This window comes from Streptomyces sp. NPDC002671 (assembly GCF_053592475.1).
This window is the reverse complement of sequence record NZ_JBSFVU010000072.1, coordinates 1-16,347: the sequence shown is the minus strand read 5'-3', so window position 1 is coordinate 16,347 and position 16,347 is coordinate 1. Positions and strand designations below refer to the sequence as shown.

General features: G+C 66.4%; 11 protein-coding genes and 6 pseudogenes. 13 read left to right on the top strand and 4 right to left on the bottom strand.

Features of this window, described 5'->3' with window-relative positions; all coding sequences use genetic code 11:
• Positions 1–381 precede the first annotated feature (381 nt).
• From ACWD35_RS42215 to ACWD35_RS42185, 7 genes and pseudogenes are all read left to right on the top strand, one after another.
• Entirely contained in the window at positions 382–744 is a 363-nt protein-coding gene (locus ACWD35_RS42215) for an NUDIX domain-containing protein (RefSeq protein ID WP_451356658.1), read from the top strand.
• Positions 745–956: 212 nt separating this feature from the next.
• Positions 957–1,403, top strand: a pseudogene (locus ACWD35_RS42210) (NUDIX domain-containing protein).
• A gap of 403 nt (positions 1,404–1,806) precedes the next feature.
• Positions 1,807–2,079: a hypothetical protein gene (locus ACWD35_RS42205; protein ID WP_451356657.1), complete on the top strand. Its 273-nt coding sequence runs from the start codon at positions 1,807–1,809 to the stop codon at positions 2,077–2,079.
• 1 nt (position 2,080) lies between these two features.
• Positions 2,081–2,545, top strand: coding sequence for a hypothetical protein (locus ACWD35_RS42200; protein ID WP_451356656.1), 465 nt, complete (start codon positions 2,081–2,083; stop codon positions 2,543–2,545).
• Positions 2,542–2,688 (top strand): hypothetical protein, encoded by a 147-nt coding sequence (locus ACWD35_RS42195; protein WP_451356655.1) that lies wholly within the window; start codon positions 2,542–2,544, stop codon positions 2,686–2,688. Before ACWD35_RS42200 ends, ACWD35_RS42195 begins: the two co-directional genes overlap by 4 nt.
• Positions 2,689–2,820: 132 nt before the next feature.
• Positions 2,821–2,985, top strand: a pseudogene (locus tag ACWD35_RS42190) (ISAs1 family transposase); the annotation flags it as partial.
• A 283-nt stretch (positions 2,986–3,268) separates the two neighbouring features.
• Entirely contained in the window at positions 3,269–3,985 is a 717-nt protein-coding gene (locus ACWD35_RS42185; RefSeq protein WP_451356654.1) for a transposase, read from the top strand.
• 1,140 nt (positions 3,986–5,125) lie between these two features.
• Here the strand turns inward: ACWD35_RS42185 and ACWD35_RS42180 are convergent.
• Both ACWD35_RS42180 and ACWD35_RS42175 read right to left on the bottom strand, forming a co-directional pair.
• A complete protein-coding gene (locus tag ACWD35_RS42180; RefSeq protein ID WP_451356653.1) occupies positions 5,126–8,923 on the bottom strand; it encodes an AAA family ATPase in 3,798 nt (1,265 codons plus the stop codon).
• 242 nt (positions 8,924–9,165) lie between these two features.
• Positions 9,166–9,483: a CU044_2847 family protein gene (locus ACWD35_RS42175; protein ID WP_042495531.1), complete on the bottom strand. Its 318-nt coding sequence runs from the start codon at positions 9,481–9,483 to the stop codon at positions 9,166–9,168.
• Positions 9,484–9,846: 363 nt separating this feature from the next.
• Here ACWD35_RS42175 and ACWD35_RS42170 point away from each other — a divergent pair.
• The 5 genes and pseudogenes from ACWD35_RS42170 to ACWD35_RS42150 all read left to right on the top strand — a co-directional run.
• Positions 9,847–10,236: pseudogene (locus tag ACWD35_RS42170) on the top strand (IS110 family transposase); the annotation flags it as partial.
• A 266-nt stretch (positions 10,237–10,502) separates the two neighbouring features.
• A pseudogene (locus ACWD35_RS42165) lies at positions 10,503–10,814 on the top strand (transposase); the annotation flags it as partial.
• A gap of 41 nt (positions 10,815–10,855) precedes the next feature.
• Complete coding sequence (locus ACWD35_RS42160) at positions 10,856–11,980, top strand: IS30 family transposase (RefSeq protein WP_451356652.1); 1,125 nt, start codon at positions 10,856–10,858, stop codon at positions 11,978–11,980.
• 51 nt (positions 11,981–12,031) lie between these two features.
• Positions 12,032–12,961: pseudogene (locus ACWD35_RS42155) on the top strand (IS3 family transposase); the annotation flags it as partial.
• Positions 12,962–13,097: 136 nt separating this feature from the next.
• Positions 13,098–13,649, top strand: coding sequence for a hypothetical protein (locus ACWD35_RS42150; protein ID WP_451356651.1), 552 nt, complete (start codon positions 13,098–13,100; stop codon positions 13,647–13,649).
• Here ACWD35_RS42150 and ACWD35_RS42145 read toward each other — a convergent pair.
• Both ACWD35_RS42145 and ACWD35_RS42140 read right to left on the bottom strand, forming a co-directional pair.
• A complete protein-coding gene (locus ACWD35_RS42145; RefSeq protein WP_451356650.1) occupies positions 13,606–14,181 on the bottom strand; it encodes an IS5 family transposase in 576 nt (191 codons plus the stop codon). The two genes, ACWD35_RS42150 and ACWD35_RS42145, sit on opposite strands and share 44 nt — an antisense overlap.
• 106 nt (positions 14,182–14,287) lie before the next feature.
• Positions 14,288–14,344, bottom strand: a pseudogene (locus ACWD35_RS42140) (hypothetical protein); the annotation flags it as partial.
• A gap of 448 nt (positions 14,345–14,792) precedes the next feature.
• Between ACWD35_RS42140 and ACWD35_RS42135 the strand changes: the two are divergent.
• On the top strand, positions 14,793–16,244 hold the full coding sequence (locus tag ACWD35_RS42135; protein ID WP_451356649.1) for an NF041680 family putative transposase: 1,452 nt from the start codon (positions 14,793–14,795) through the stop codon (positions 16,242–16,244).
• Positions 16,245–16,347 lie beyond the last annotated feature (103 nt).

The following is a 16,347-nucleotide window of genomic DNA, read 5'->3' as shown; positions in this document are numbered from 1 at the left end:
ACCCCGGCCATCTCCTCAGGTGTCACACCACCCCAACGACACCCGCAGCCCAACAGACACGCCACTCCCGAGTGAAGCTGACCAAGCCCTACTAGCGTTGGACCCTTCATATTCCTGGTCCAGGCCGAGATCCTCGCCGCGATCAGGATGCTCACCCGCGACGACCTCACCCCCGGCATCCACGAGGTCCCCGCACCCGAGCGCGAAGCCATCGCGGCGACCCGGCTCTCCTACTTCAACAGGTGATCACCATGCCCATCACGGCAGACCACATCCGCACCACCAACGCCACCTACCTCGACCAGCACCCCGAGGACAAACGCGCTCGACGTCGTACGCGGTCTCCTCGAGGAGGGTGACGACCTCGCCCACCGTTCGCTCCTGCCCTGCCACGCCACCGCCGGTGCGATCCTCGTCGACGCCAGCCACCGCGTCCTGCACATCCAGCACCTCGCCACCGGGAAATGGCTCCTGCCTGGAGGCCACCTGGAACCCGCCGACAACACCCTGCTCCAGGCCGCCGGACGCGAACTCACAGAAGAGATATCCAGCCTCACCTCGTCACCCCACACAGCGAGACACCGCTCCACATCGACGTCCACCCCATCGACGCCAACCCGGCCAAGAGCGAACCCGCCCAGCAGCACCTCGACTTCCGCTTCCTTTTCCGCACCACCGCCGACGTCGGCCAGTTCCAGACCGAGGAGGTCTCCGCCGCAGCCTGGCGCGACATCAGCGAGGTAAGCGAGGTCAGCGATCCCCAGCTCCGACAGCGCATCGCCGGCGCTCTGCGCTGACCTGCGCCGAAAGGGTCGCCCTCGCGTCCTCGGAAGCGAGGGCGGCCCTCGGAGCTCATCTCAGCGAGTGGCACCGAGCATCACCCGACGAAGAGATGCACAGTGGCTCAGCAGACCACCGACAACCAGACCAAAGCCCTCAAGCCCGCACTCGAATCAATGACCTTGCTGGTCACCGGCGTCATCGTCCACGACCAAGCCGCCAAGCGCGTCGTGCTCCTCCAACGCAGCGAGAAGGCGAAGTTCGCCCAAGACACGTGAGACCTGCCCGTCGGCAAGAGCGAACCCGGCGAGCCCATCACCGAAACCGCCGTGCGCGAGCTGTACGAAGAGACCGGCCTCACGGTGAAGCCGCAGTCCCTAAAGGTTTCCCACATCATCCACGGAGTGTGGGGAGTTGAAGCCCCCAACGGCTTCCTGACCGTCGACTTCGTTGCCCATGAATGGACCGGCGAGCCCGAGAACCGCGAGCCGCGCAAGCACGCACAGGTCCGCTGGATTGGCGCCGACGCCATCCCCGAAGAGTTCGTGGACATCGCCGCCAGCGCACTTCATCGCTACCTCATCGGGGGCCCGGAAGTCTCCCTGAACGGCTGGGAACAGTAGTCAGCTGAAGGAAGTCCGGATGGGGGCCGCGACGACTGCTGTCTGGAACAGACGTCACACTGTGAAAAATGCGAGTCGGACGTCAACTCCTGCTCCTATCTTCAGACTATGACCGTCACGGCACGGCGGGAGCTGGTGAGCCCCGCGACCCGCAACGCCTTCCGCTCTATGGCCACGGACCTGACCATTCGGATTGTGGCCGACCTGTGGGAAGACCACGGGTTCGTCCCCATCCCTCCAGATGAGCTGAAGTACCAGGACGCAGGCCAGCGACGGACCAGACCCCAAAATCGACTACTGGCAGCTTCAGGGTTTCCCTCGGCGCTACCCGTTTTCAGGCTGACGCGCCGCACAAACGAGGCGTGGACCGCACCGACCACTACGCGCTATGCGGAGGCACCCCGTGGCTAGGTTCGGTGATCGGAGAGATTGGCTACTCGACGCATGGGACCCAACCCCGCGCGGACCGCGGGTCTGGCAGCGGCCCGGGGTCGCCACGAGCAGCGAACAGGCGGGCGCGCAGGTCCACTTCCCGCCCATCGCCAATGGTCTAGACTACCTCCTCAGCGTCACCAAGCACCTGGTGGTGGATGACGAGGACGCCACCGTCACGGAGCGCGCACTGAAGTACGCCATCCTCCACCTGGCCGCTGGCGCGGAAGTCCTTACAGGGTGAGATGAGCGAGATCCGCACCAGCTTGATCTGGATCCGTCGTTTCACGACGAAGCGGATGCAGCGTCTGAATGCCGACCTCGAACCGTTCCGCACCTGCACCGTGCAGTGCAGCGACTGCTTTCAGTTCGCCCTCGTCGTCAGCGTTCCCGAGGGGGCGCGCTGTTACTTTTGCTGGAGCCAGCGTCCCATCGACGAGGCAATGCGGCTCTACTGCATCGTGACGTCCGGACGGCCACCCGCTGGCGACCCGCTTGGGGAGTTCTGCGCCACCTGCAGGTCGTACACGGTACTGCACGGAGTGAACACCGCCGCCTCACCCGATCCCATAGCACCGGTGGCTCTCTGCTTCACCTGCGGCGAGAACACCACTGCAAAACCGCTGTGCATGGTATGCAGCAGGCCCTTCGAGCCGGTCCGCCACGAACTCGGCTGCGCAGAGTGCATGCGCCGAACAGGAGAGCAGTGAACAGCTCCGAGACCACTGACTATTTCGCACTCCTGGACGCCAGCACCGACGACGCGGGCCGCCGGTACGTGTCGGACGACGGTATCAGCGCGATGCTGCGCGGGATGACGGACAGGGCTCCGTCGTTCTCGCGGTTGGCCTGAAGCTGCCGGTATGTGCCCGGTACCTCAAGTCGGCGGTGATGGGCGGTTCGTGAAGGGCGGCGGATACGCGCGCAGGCACGGATTCTGGTGATCATGGAGTATCGAGTTCGCTGATCATCACAACGGAAGACCGTGCCTGCTGCTCCATCGTCGCCCATCCCCGCCGGGCTGGGTCAACTCGCGGGCTGTGATCCGGCCTGCCCCGACGAGCTACCCGACCTGCTGGCCCGGCCGTCTCGCCTGCCCGACCCGCGCCGCCGCCGGGGCCGCCGTCACCCGCTGCCGTACGTTCTGGCCGTGGCCGCCTGCGCGGTCCTGGCCGGAGCAAAGTCCCTCACCGCAATCGCCGAGTGGCCGCCGATGCTTCTGACCGGCTGTTGTTCTGCTGCGGGGCCGCACTGCGCGATCCGGACCGGCCCTGCCGGGCGCCCAGCGAGGCGACCGTGCGCCGAGTACTGCAGCGCATCGACGGCGACGCGTTCGACGCGACGATCGGCGGCTGGCTCACCGCTCGTGCCGCCGCCTCCCGCACCGCCGGCCAGGAAGGGACACCCGCCGACCCGCCCGGTACGGGCAGCCGTTGCGATGGACGGCAAGTCTCTGCGCGGCGCGATCCTGCTCCGACGGCCGCTGCGTCCACCTGATCTCCGCTCTGCGCGACGACGGCATCGTGCTGGCCCAGCGCGAGGTCGACGCCAAGAGCAACGAGATCACCGCATTCCGGCCACTGCTGGACCCGCTGGACCTGACTGGCGCAGTGGTGACCTTCGACGCGCTGCTGACCCAGACCGATCACGCAAAGTTCCTGGTCGAGAAGAAGAGAGCGCACTACATCGCCGTACTCAAGGGCAACCACCCGGGCCTGCACATGCTGGTGAACGGCCGCGACGAGATCCGCCGGCTCAAGGCCGTCACGGTGCCCAGGCTGCCGTTCCCTCACGCCGACCAGGCACTGCAGATCGTCCGCCGACGGCGCACCCTGCGCACCGGGAGGGTGTCGATTGAACGCGTCTACGGGATCACGAGTCTGACGGTGCACCAGGCGAACGCTGCTGACCTTGCGGAACGCGTTCGCGGGCACTGGGCTATCGAGAATCGTGAGCACCACGTCAGGGACGTGACGTTCGGAGAGGACGCCTCGCAAGTACCTACGGCCGGTGCGCCGCGGTCTATGGCCTCACTGCGGAACCTGGCCATCGGCGCGCTCCGCCTGACCGGGTGGGACAACATCGCCGAGGGCCTGCGTCATCACGGGCGGGACATGACCCGGCCGCCGGCCGCCCTCGGACTCACGTGATCATTCCTCACCGATCGCGAGAACGACGGAGCCCTGGGGATGGCGGAGCAGCGACAAAAGGGGGCCAGCGTCGTAGCGATCTGAACGCGGGCACCCTACTGGTGCTCCCGACCGGCTCGACGGGTAGATCGACGACCAGGTGAAGCGGATCCAGGGTCTTGGCCCGCCACTCGCGTTTGAGTACACGATGACGGCCGCCTCAAGGTGGGCACTTCTCAACGCTCCACGGGTCGTTTGGCGCGGCCGGACCTCGCCGATACAGTCCCACCGAAGCGAATCACTAGCCGAGAAAGCTCAGCCGCACCTGACGGTTGGCATTATCCCGATTCGTGTCCGCCAACCTCCGTTAAGACAACCCCGACCCTACCGCCACAGCACATGCGTTCGACCCCAGGTGAAGCCTGGGGTTGGAGGATCGTCCTCGGGTCAGACTCACGTCTGTTCCACAAGGACATCGCCCGCGTGGCCGTTTCAGCGCATAGCGGGATGCGTGCAGTCTGCTCGCCGACCGTGCAGAAGACGCCCGGATAAGCCATGAACAGCTTGGATTCGTTGGAATGCCCCCTGTGCGTCGGGCAGCCATCTGAGGTGGAGTACCGCGTAGAAGCACGCGGTGGCCACCCTCCCGATCTCCGGGCGTGTTACGCCGGGACGCGGGTCACGGGCGGGGCACCGTGGACGGCAGAAAGCCGGCGATCCTAGGGGAATTCTTCCTGCGGTCACGGGCCGAGGTGGGGCGGGAGGGACTCGAACCCAATTGCGCCATACTCCTCGATCCTGCTCAGGCAGGGGATGTTAGGCGTTCGCCACACCGCTTCCTCTTCGCTCAGCGCCCCCACCGCAGCCGCGGGGCTCCGCAAGAAGACCGCCAGTCAGCACCCTCGCCTGACATCATGGATCGTCGTGAGCACCTCACACTCTGTCCCAACCTCGCCTACTAGCGCAGTCACCTTGCGTGATGCCGCGCCCAGGGGCTCGAACGTCCCCACGCTGAACATCCTCGCCCCCGCCGGCGACCGGACAGTGGAACGGGGCCTGCTCGGCACCATGACCTTGCCGGGCTGCAGGGCGACGCAGGTGAGCCGGCCGTTCCCCACCCAGAAGCCCTGATCCGAAACGCGCTCGAACCAGGGAAGCCCGTCAGAAAAGCCCTCTAGAAGCCAGATCCAGGGCAAGGATGCCACGCCACGTGCTTACCAGCAGCAAGCCGTCCGTCTCGATCACTACACGGGCAGCAGCTCCCACTGGGATCTCTGCCACTGTCTGACCCTTCGCCGGATCCCAGAACCGTACGGTGCGGTCGTCACTGGCGACGGCTAGGAGTGAATGGCCATCGACGCCGATGGCACACATGGAGCGCACTTCGCTGTTGCTCTCAAGGACGCGGAGCTGTTCGCCGTTGGCTGGGTTCCAGAGCCCGATGGTGCCGCGACTGGCGGCCGCCAGGACAGCGCGGCCGCCTACGTCAACGGCACACATGGACTGAACTCGTCCACTGGGGTCCTTCATCATGTGCAGTTGCCTGCCACTCTCAGGATCCCAGAGACGCGCTGTGCCGTCGGCACTGCCTGTTGCGAGGACAGAACGGTCGTCCACGGGTATGGCACACATGGTCAGGACCCACCCGGTGTGCCCCTTGAGGACGCGAAGTTGTTTCCCGTTTTCCGGGTTCCACAGGCGCGCCGTTGCATCCGCACTGCCAGTGGCCAGGAGGGTGCGCCCCTTCGAGGTGATAATGCACATGGATTTCACGCGACTGCCGTGCCCCTTGAGAACCCTGACCTGCCTATTGGTCTCGGGGTCCCAGAGGCGGGCGCTCCGGTCCGTGCTGCTCGTAGCGAGCAGGGTGCGGCCCTTGACTGGGACGGCGCAAACGCAGCTGTCCCAACCGTGACTGCCTTTAATGGTGCGCAGCTGCTCGCCGGTCTCAGGGTTCACAAGGGAGACGGCTCCGTTGCTGCTCGCGGTGGCGAGAGCGGTGCCTGCCTCGAGTGGGAGAGCGCATGCCGCGCCGACACTCGTGCTACCCCTCAGGCCTGCGTGCTGTTCTCGGTTGGGGTTCCAGAGGCGGACTGTCCCATCACTGCCCGCAGTGGCGAGCTGGGTGCGGCCCCCTAGGGGCAGCGAACACACGTCCAGGACCCAATCCACATGGCCGTTGAAGACAGCCAGCTGATCGCCGGTGCTGGGATCCCAGAGGCGGGCAGTGCCATCGTCGCTCGCGGTGGCGAGCACGGTGCGTCCCTCGAGGGAGAAGGCGTGCACCGCGTTCAGCTCTTCGCGGTGGCCCTTCAGGACGACGTGTTGACTGGCAGACTCGAGATCCCAGACGCCGGCGGTGCCATCAGCGCTTGCCGTGGCGAGCATGGCGCGCTCGTCGAGAAAGAAGGCGCACAGGGCGTTCACGCTGCCACCGTGGCCGCGGAGGACGATGGATTCACCGCCCCGAGGGTCCAGCAGGCGAATTAGACCGTCGTCTCCCGCAGCAGCGAAGACCTCCCCTAGAGCACACACGGCCCGGATGCGATGCCGGTGATGAGCCTTGACCGTGCGGATCTCCCTGCCCGTGTCCATATTCCAAAACCGGACGAACCGATCGTCACTCGCGGTGGCAAGGACAGTGCGACCAGCCATTCGTCCGATGCACGCGGACCGCACCCAGTCACCGATGCCGCCGAACAGACGGACTGTCTCGCCCTGGTTGGGGTCCCATACTCGGGCGGTTCCGTCAGCACTCGTCGTGAGGAGTAGTTTGCCCTGATCTGTCGCGAGTGTTCTGACTGTCAGGACATAGTCGGAGTGCCCTTCCAGAACTCGCACGAGTTCCCCTGTCTCGGGATCCCAAAGCCGGACAGTGGCATCGTCGCTCGCGGTCGCCAGCAGCTGGCGGCCCGCCGCCTGCACGCTGCACACGGTTCGGACCCAGTCCCCGTGCCCCTCGAGGATCGCTTCCTCTTCGTGCGGAACGGCAGCAGCCCACCGCGCGCGATAGGGAGCAGGGTGAGTGGACGTGCTGTAGGTATTGCCCAGGTTGTCGAGGGTCTCTGTGACACTCAACAGGGCGGCGCGATCGGATGGAGATGCATCGAGCGCACGTGGCGTCCTGCGGAGCAGGCGTGCTTGCCGGCGCGCATGGGGTGACGAGGCCGAGGTTGCGGCCGGGATAAGGCGACGCAGATCAGCGTAGAGGGCGAATGTCGGATCGCTCAGAAGCTGGTCGACGCCCCTGCCTCGTTCAGCGTGCCGGGGTAGCGCACGCAGCAGGTAGGCGGGCGCTTCAGACCACCCGACGGACTGCCCATGCTGCAGGAGAGCGCTGGCGATCGCGTCTTCGTCCCTGACTGCGGATCGCCGGCGCACGAGTGCGTCGTTGAGGGCCTGGTGAAAGAGCCGGAACACAGCATTCTGCGGATCGGCCGTACTGGTCTCAACAAGGAAGTTGGCAGCGGAAGAACGAGCGAAGGCAAGCAAGTGCTGCTCTGATGGCACGGCGTGTCCCAGGGCGCTGATGGTGACGCGCCAGAGGTCCAGCGGCATCCCTGGAGCCTCGGCGTAGGCCAGTGCGGTGAGTACAGCATTGGCCGGCACCCCATCGACATCGGGCAGCAGGTCGAGATATTCGTGCAGCGCTGCATCCACGGTGGGCGGGAATGTGAGCCGCTCTGGCTCGACTGGCTGGTGGTCGTACATCCCGTGTGCGCGGGCGATCAACCCTGCGACGAGGAAGTTACCCTCCGAGAGCTGGGCAATCCGATCAGCCACAGGGGCGGCCAAAGCAACGTCGTTATAAGGGTTGTCACGGCGCTCGGCGCCGCGTAGCTGCAGGGTGGCCAGGGCGTATGTAGCCAGGTCGGCGAACTCGAAAAACTCAGGGTTGTCAAGGTCCAGGATGTGGGTGGACAGTCCAAACTCGTCGAAGAGTGATCCCGCGTCATCGGATCGCCTGCTGCCCACCACGACGCGCACGCCGAGGTCTTCCAGGTTCTCTGCCAGAGGTTGGGCAACACGTCGAAGGATCAAGCGCGCCTCGTCAGGGCTGGCGGCCTCATCGAGCGCATCGATGACGACGGTGAACCCAGTGCGTCCGCCGCTCTCTAGCGCGTCGCGGATATGAGATGCCAGGTCGCTCACCCGTGCGGGAAGGTTCGCCGAGGCAGCCCGGGCGACTTCTTCGGCCACTTCCAGCGCGGACTTGGACTTGGCGTGTACAGCGCACGCCACAGACCCCTCCGGTGCCCGCACCGACTCGTCAGGTGGAAGCGACGCAGAGAGAGATGCATCAGCCGTAGTAACGATGCGTCCGAGAACGGCCGACTTGCCTACCCCAGGAGAGCCGGTGACCACGAGGATCTGCCGCTTGGCTTCCTCTCCGACCAGCCAGGAAACGATCTTCTGGAGTGCTGCTGTCCGGCCACAGAAGCGGAACCCTCGCTCAGCATCCGTACTCACACCCCGGGCGCGGGGACGCCAGTGGCGGCCGGCTTCCGGATCGTCAGTGAGGCTCCAACCCCATGCCGCCATCGCGCTTTCCCCAGCAGACTCTGCGGACCAGTCTGCGAGTAGGTGCAACTTCTGCTCTGGCAGACAGGCGTCGATCGCCCGAAGAGTGATGGCTCGGCCGTCTCCATTGCCGCCTTGCCCCTGGCCCACCATACCGACTACCGCCTCGTAGTCCGGCGACCACAAAGCCGCACCGCTGTAACCCCCTTGAATGGGGTAGCGCGCAGAGGTGTCGAGCCGTACCCAGCCGTAGCCCAACTCCTCCCCGATCTCACCTCCAGAGGAGTTGCCCAGCATGCCGTCAGGAAACCCGAAAGCCCACCAGTGGCGATGCACCAGGCTTCCTACTTCGGGCCTGCGGAGGCGTGCGACATGATTCTGAGAGACAGACTCTTCGAGAATCAGCACCGCCACATCATCGATGTCCTGGTCCTCCACCGGCGGAGCCACCACCTCCCGCACACGTACTCTGCGTCGTTGCAGAGACTCCGCCTTAGGGAAGGCCACCCATAGCTCGTTGCGCTCCGCCCACGGCCCCCAGGCGACGTGGGCGCACGTGAGGACACGCCACGGATCGACAAGGAATCCTGATCCCCTGGGCTTGCGATCTCGCTCGCTGGTGTGGATGGCCGCAACCCAAGTGTCCGAACCAGGTCGCGGGTTGCCCTCCGGTGGGGTGCTCACGTCGCGCTTGAGGCAGCCTGGTCACGCGGCCAGATAAGTGTGATTTCGAAGTTCGCCTCGGTGGCCGCCTTGGCCACCAACCAGTTCGCCGTTCCGGTGACCTTCACCCCGAACTTCACCTGAACCTCACCCGGCTGCAGTGCCTTGACCTGCTCCAGCACCGTGCGGGCACCCTCGACAGCCGGCCGCACGGCCTCGCGGATCCTGCCCACAACCTCGTCAGAGCTCACCGGATACCACTCGTCAGTCGTCTCGATTTCGAATCGGACCTCCGTCTCTTCGTCTGCCTGGTATGAAACGACCTGCGACGCCATCCGCCTCCCCCTCACGTGCAACCTGCCGTTCAGCCTAGCGGTGACCGAGGTGCTGAGGGGCCAGGTGCGACACCTTCCTCACTCCATTCACGGCCGCACGAACAGCGGTGGGGCGACAGTGCTCCCCGTTACCTTCTTCGTGGCTCCGCAATGGGGCCTCCGGCCTTCGGGTCCGGCATGACTTCCCCTCTTGTTGTTCATGATCCGGGGGGGTGTCACCGGGTCCGGAGGCATCGACCGGCCGCTGATGAGGGGCTTGAACACCGGCTTCACCCAGGCCGGAAGAGCTCTCCGTAACGTGGATGTGGCAGCTCGGTGCCCAGGCAAGGCCGGACGAAAGCATGATGGAGGGGGCTGCACGTGATCGACACCAGCGACATCGACGTCTTCCTCGGCCTGGACGTCGGCAAGGGCGAACACCACGCCACCGCCGTCACACCGGCCGGAAAGGAGGCGTTCGACAAACGGCCTGCCCCACACCGAACCCAAGCTCCGCGAGCTGTTCGCGAAACTCCAGGCCAAGCACGGAACGGTGCTCGTTGTGGTCGACCAGCCGGCCTCGATCGGAGCCCTGCCACTGGCGGTCGCCAGGGGCATGGGCTGCCCGGTCGCCTACCTGCCGGGACTGACGATGCGGCGGATGGCCGACCTCTACCCGGGTAAGGCGAAGACGGACGCGAAGGGCGCGTTCATCATCGCGGACGCGGTCCGCCGATGCCGCACACGCTGCGGGCGATCGACGGCGAGGACGAGACGATTCCCCTCACCTGCGTTGAGTCAGCTGAAGCGACCTCATCTGCCTCTGCCCCGTCTCAGGGTTGTCTCAGTTGCTAACCCTCGACTCCACCAAACTCCGTTAAGACAACCCCAGGCTAACCAGATAACGCGGCGCACCAAAGGCCAACCGTGGTTGACGCCTCAAGCGGGTCCTGGGCCATCCGCGGTTCAGCCTTCCTCTGACTTAGAAGCTGAACCGTTCCGGGTTCGGTAGGGACTCGATCGTTTGAGAGGATCGAGTTATGGCACGTCCTTCCCAGTACCCGCTTGAGCTGCGCCGTCGTGCGGTGCGGATGGTCGCCGAGGTGCGGCCGGAGTACGACACCGAGTGGGCCGCGATGAAAGCGGTCGCCCAGAAGCTGGGCATCGGCACGACCGAGACGCTGCGCAAGTGGGTGCGGCAGGAACAGATCGACGCCGGGACCCGTCCGGGCACGACGAGCGAGGAGTCGGCCGAGCTGAAGCGGCTGAAGAAGGAGAACGCCGAGCTGAAGCGGGCCAACGACATCCTCAAGGCCGCGGCCTTAGATTCAACCGGTCAGAGCAACAGTGCTGGTTGAGGGCGGTATGCGTGGCGAGACTGGGTCGGCCGGGGATGTCGGACGAGATGAAGGCAGACTTGTGGCGACGGTGGAGGGCCGGGGAGTCGATCAGCGTCATCTCCAGGCAGATTGGCAAGCCGCCGGGCTCGGTGTTCACCGTCCTCAAGCACCACGGAGGGATCGCTCCCGAATCCCGCAAGACGCGGGCCGGAAGCCTGACCATGGACGAGCGGGAGGAGATCTCGCGCCGGCTCTGTGCCGGTGAGTCCTACCGGACGATCGCGGGCCTCCTGGGACGCGCGGTGTCGACGATCAGCCGTGAAGTCAACAACAACGGCGGACGCGACGTTTACCGGGCAATCGCTGCACAGGAGCGCGCACTTGATCGCGCTCGACGCCCGAAGCAGTGCCTCCTCGCCCGCAGACCCGCGCTGAGGCAGACGGTGGTGAGGCTACTGGAAGAGGAGTGGTCGCCCGAGCAGATCGTCGGCCACCTGCGTCGGCATCACGGTGACGACCCCGTCATGCGGATCAGCCACGAGACGATCTACCGATCGGTCTACACCACCCGCTGGAAAGTGATCCCGCGCGAGCTGTGCAAGCGCCTGCGGACTGGCCGCCCGATCCGGAAGAACAAGCACCACACGGTGAAAGGCCAATGGCGCTCACAGATCACCGATGCCCGACCGATCGAGGAGCGGCCCCGGGCGGCAGAGGACCGCAGCGAATCCGGGCACTTGGAAGGCGATCTGGTGATCGGCTCGAATAACAGTCAGGTCGCCACGCTGGTCGACCGGAAGTCACGGTTCCTCACAGTCGTGAAACTCGCCAGCCGCCACACCACCGTGGTTGTTCCCTCTCTCGTCGAAACCTACGAACGCATGGACCCCCGACTACGCAGCACGCTGACCTGGGATCGCGGCATGGAACTGGCAGCCCACAAGCGGCTCACCGCCGACACCGGTGTCGACGTGTTCTTCGCGGCCCCGCGTAGCCCCTGGCAACGCGGCACCAACGAGAACACCAACAAGCTCCTCCGGCAGTACCTGCCCAAAGGCACCAACCTGTCGACGTTCAGCCAGGGCGACCTTGACGCCATCGCGACGAAGCTCAACAACCGTCCGCGCAAGTGCCTGGGATTCCGCACACCAGCCGAGAGTGTTGCCTTGACCGGTTGAATCTAAGGCGTCTTTCTTCGCGGCCGAGCTCGACCGGCCACACACACGCTCGTAGCCTTCATCGACGAGCACAAGGACCGCTTCGGCGGCGTCGAGCCGATCTGCCGGGTCCTCACCGACCACGACTGCAAGATCGCCCCGTCCACCTACTACGCCCACCACAAACGCCAGGCCGCACCCGCGGCCCGCACCGTCCGCGACGCCGAGCTGAAGACCCTCATCACACAGGCGTACGAGGCCAACTACCGCGTCTACGGCGCCCGGAAGATCTGGCGGCACCTGAACCGCCAGGACGTCGCGGTGGCCCGCTGCACCGTCGAGCGCCTCATGCGTGAACTCGGCATCACCGGAGCGGTCCGCGGCAAAAGGGTGATCACCACCATCTCCGACGCGAGCGCGGAACGGGCCCCGGACCTCGTGGACCGCGACTTCGTCGCCCCCGCCCCGAACCGCTGCTGGGTCGCCGACTTCACCCACGTCACCACGTTCGCCGGCGTCGTCTACGTCGCCTTCGTCGTGGACACCTTCTCCCGCCGCATCGTCGGCTGGTCAGCAGCCACATCGAAGGAGACACAGCTCGTCCTGGACGCCCTCGAGATGGCCTTGTGGCAGCGCGACCGAGATCAACACCCTTATCAAAAAGGCGAGTTGATACATCACTCCGACGCGGGGTCGCAGTACACATCGTTCGCGCTCGCCGAGCACCTCGACCGGGCAGGCATCGCCGCGTCGATCGGATCGGTCGGCGACGCCTACGACAATGCCCTGATGGAGTCCACGATCGGCCTGTTCAAGACCGAGTTGATCAAGCCCCGTCGGCCCTGGAAGACACTCTCCGAGGTCGAGTTGGCCACCGCTGAGTGGATCGACTGGTACTGCCACCGCCGACTGCACGGTGAGATCGGGCACACCCCGCCCGTCGAATACGAGTCCAACTACTACCGAGCAACCACGAAACCCCAGGTCACAGTCACAACCTAGAGTCTCGATCAAACCCGGAACGGTTCAAGCTGTTGTCTTTCCGGGCTTGAGGACGGCGTTTTCGCTGGTCGGGCATAGGTCGGCGATCCTGTGGGAGTGGTGGTCTGTCGTGTCGCCGCTGCTGTGGAGGTCGTGGATGCCGTCGGTTGTGGGGCTGCTGGAACAGCGCGAGCTCGCCGCTCGCCGTCGCGTGGACGAGCTGCGGGAGGAGGCCGACCGCATCCAGGCTGAACTGGCCGTGGCCGAGCGGGACTGGAAGGAATGGGCCATCGCTCGCTCGCGGGTGGGCGAGGTGCTTGCCCCGGCGGACGAGACCGAGCATGACCACGACCAGGCCGACCGGACGGCACCGGCCGCCGATGGGCAGGCTGAGGAGGCATCGTCAACGCCGGAAGCGGCGAAGACGAAGTCGCAAGTGCCGGTGTGGCGTGAAGGGCTTGCCTGGTCGGCGTTGTCGGTGGACTACCAGCGCATCCTCAAGGCGCTCGCGGACCGGGCCCGGCTCGGTCAGGGGCCGCTGACCTGCCAGGAGATGGCCGCAGCGTTCGGCATGGACGTGGTGCCGACGCGGGTGGAAGCACTGCGGTCGAAGGCGAAACGCCTGGTCGCACGCGGCTGGCTGGCCGAGCCCGCGCCGGGCCGGTTCACGCCGGCTGCGGGCGTGAGCGGGCCAGGCGGCGCGTCATGAGCAGGGTCATCGACCAGTAGATCACCGCCTCGGCGCTGGCAGTGCGGCGTTCGAAGTCGCGCGCCAGACGGCGGGTGCGCATCAGATGGGCGAAGAACCGCTCGACGATCCACCGCTTGGGCAGCACCACGAACCCCTTGACGTCGTCGCTGCGTTTGACGATCGCCAGCACCAGCGCGAGCGTGGCCAGGCAGTACTCGACAAGGCTGCCGGTGTAGCCGCCATCGGCCCAGACCAGAGCCAGCCGGTGGTGCGTGTCGGCCACCTGCTCGAGCAGGACCTGGGCGGCGGCGCGGTCGCCGGTGTCCGCGGCGGTGACCATCACGCCCAGCAGCAGGCCGAGGGTGTCGACCACGACGTGCCGCTTGCGCCCGTTGACCAGTTTGCCGCCGTCGAAGCCGCGACTGTCCGACCCGACGACGGCGTCCGCCTTGAGGGACTGCGAGTCGATCACCCCTGCCGTCGGCTCCGCGTCGCGGCCCAGCTTCTCGCGGACCTTGGCGCGCAGCCGGTCGTGGAACTCCTTGACCATGCCGTGGTCGCGCCAACGGCGGAAGAACGCATAGACCCGGTCCCACGGCGGGGAAGTCGGCCGGCATCGCCCGCCATTTGATGCCATTGTCGACCAGGTAGCGGATCGCATCGAGTATCGCCCGGTGGCAGTACGCCTCTGGCTGCCCTCCCCGGCCGCGCATCCAGCCAGGCACCGGCAGCAACGGCCGGATGGCCGCCCACTCCGCGTCCGTCATGTCCGTCGGATAACGCGGCTGCCGGCAGCCGTTGTCGGCGGCGTTTCCGAACCGGTGAGCCAGACAGTCACACTCCCGCGTGACGCAACTGGACTGCCCGGCCGTCGACACGGAACACTGCGGCACAAGGGCCTCCTGATGTTGCTCGGTGATTCGACACCAACGAGCTGTTCAGGAGGCCCTGCTCGTATGCGCCAAGCACCCCGCGACCACCCAATCGGGACTCCCGTTCGATCGACAAACCCCAAGATCGGTACGACAACAGCTACTTAACTTGGTGTTTAACCTCGCCGGGTCACCTGACCTGCTGATCTTGACTGTTTCGTGAGACAGCAGGGCGGCCGTTCTTCACGCTTCGAGGTGTCGAGCAACGTCGCGTGAAGGAACGGCCGCTGTGAAGAGTCTGGCTTCTGCAGGTCCCGCTGACGCCGCGCTGAGCGTGCTGTCCCACTTTCGTGTCGAGTTCTACGACTGCCTTTACAGCCGTGCGGATGCGCTCTTCGAGCTCACCGACGCGGTTCTGTGCGCCGATGGCCCGGTGACATCGCTGGTCGAGCTGACGCTCACGGCTGAGCACCGGCGCGGGCACGGGGCGATGTACGACGCGGTCAACCACGGCTGGCTGGAACCGCGCCGCCTACGCAGGCTGCTCGCCTCCACGCCGCTGCCGCGGGCCGCCGACGGGCGGATCGTGCTCGCCGTCGACGTGAGCAACTGGCTGCGTCCTGACGCCCCGACCAGCCCGGAGCTGCTGTTCTGTCACGTCTACGGGCGAGGCCGCAGCGCGGATCAGTTCATCCCCGGCTGGCCGTACTCCTTCGTCGCCGCCCTGGAGACGGGACGCACGTCGTGGACCGCCGTGCTGGATGCGATCCGGCTGGGGCCGGCCGACGACGCCACCGCGGTGACCGCCGCTCAGCTCCGCGACGTCTTCACCCGGCTGGTGCGCGCTGGGCAGTGGCGGCCGGGCGACGCGGACATCCTCGTCGTGCTGGACTCCGGCTACGACGTCACCCGCCTCGCCTACGTCCTGGCCGATCTACCCATCGAGCTGGTCGGCCGGCTGCGCTCGGACCGGGTGATGCTCCGCGACGCCGGCCCGCGCCGCTCGACCCCGCGCGGCGGGCAGCCCCGCAAGCACGGCGGCGTCCTCACGTTCTCCAAGCCGGACTCCTGGCACACTCCCGACCAGGCCACCGCCTGCGACACCACCCGCTACGGCCGGGCCGAGACCCTTGCCTGGGACCGGATGCACCCCCGCCTGACCGCCCGTGGCCCCTGGCTCGACCACTGCGGTGAACTCCCTTTGGTCCACGGCACGTTGATCCGGCTGAAGGTCGATCACCTGCCCGGTGACCGCGACCCGAAGCCCGTCTGGCTGTGGTCCTCACGCACCAGCATGACCAGCGCCGACATCGACCTGCGCTGGCAGGCGTTCCTCCGCAGATTCGATCTTGAGCACACTTTCCGGCTGTTCAAGCAGACCCTGGGCTGGACCGTCCCCAAGGTCCGCGACCCGCACACGGCGGACCTGTGGACCTGGCTGATCATCGCCGCCCACACCCAACTCCGCCTCGCCCGGCCCCTTGCCGAAGACCTGCGCCGCCCCTGGGAACGGCCCGCCGAGCCCCGCCGGCTCACCCCCGCCCGGGTCCGCCGGGGGTTCCGCCACCTCTGCGTGAAGACCGCCCGTCCTGCCGGTGGGCCCAAACCCTCCCGGCCCGGGCCCGGACGCCCGCTCGGCTCGAAGAACCGCAGGCCAGCCCCACGTCACGAGCCCGGGAAGACCGTCAAACGAGCCGAAACCCTCACCGAACACGTCCGCTTGAAACAGCAACGAGGATAAAGATCAAGCTGAGGGAGCGACGCCGCTTGATCGGTACCCGATGGCGACGTCTGAGCGCCGGCCGACAGGCCCTTCTCACACTCGCCCACCTCCGCAACGGCCA

Coding starts and splice junctions, on each gene's coding strand:
- ACWD35_RS42200 (WP_451356656.1), top strand. CDS start 2,081: ATGAGCGAGATCCGCACCAGCTTGATCTGGATCCGTCGTTTCACGACG.
- ACWD35_RS42175 (WP_042495531.1), bottom strand. CDS start 9,483: ATGGCGTCGCAGGTCGTTTCATACCAGGCAGACGAAGAGACGGAGGTC.
- ACWD35_RS42160 (WP_451356652.1), top strand. CDS start 10,856: ATGTCGGACGAGATGAAGGCAGACTTGTGGCGACGGTGGAGGGCCGGG.
- ACWD35_RS42150 (WP_451356651.1), top strand. CDS start 13,098: ATGCCGTCGGTTGTGGGGCTGCTGGAACAGCGCGAGCTCGCCGCTCGC.
- ACWD35_RS42145 (WP_451356650.1), bottom strand. CDS start 14,181: ATGGTCAAGGAGTTCCACGACCGGCTGCGCGCCAAGGTCCGCGAGAAG.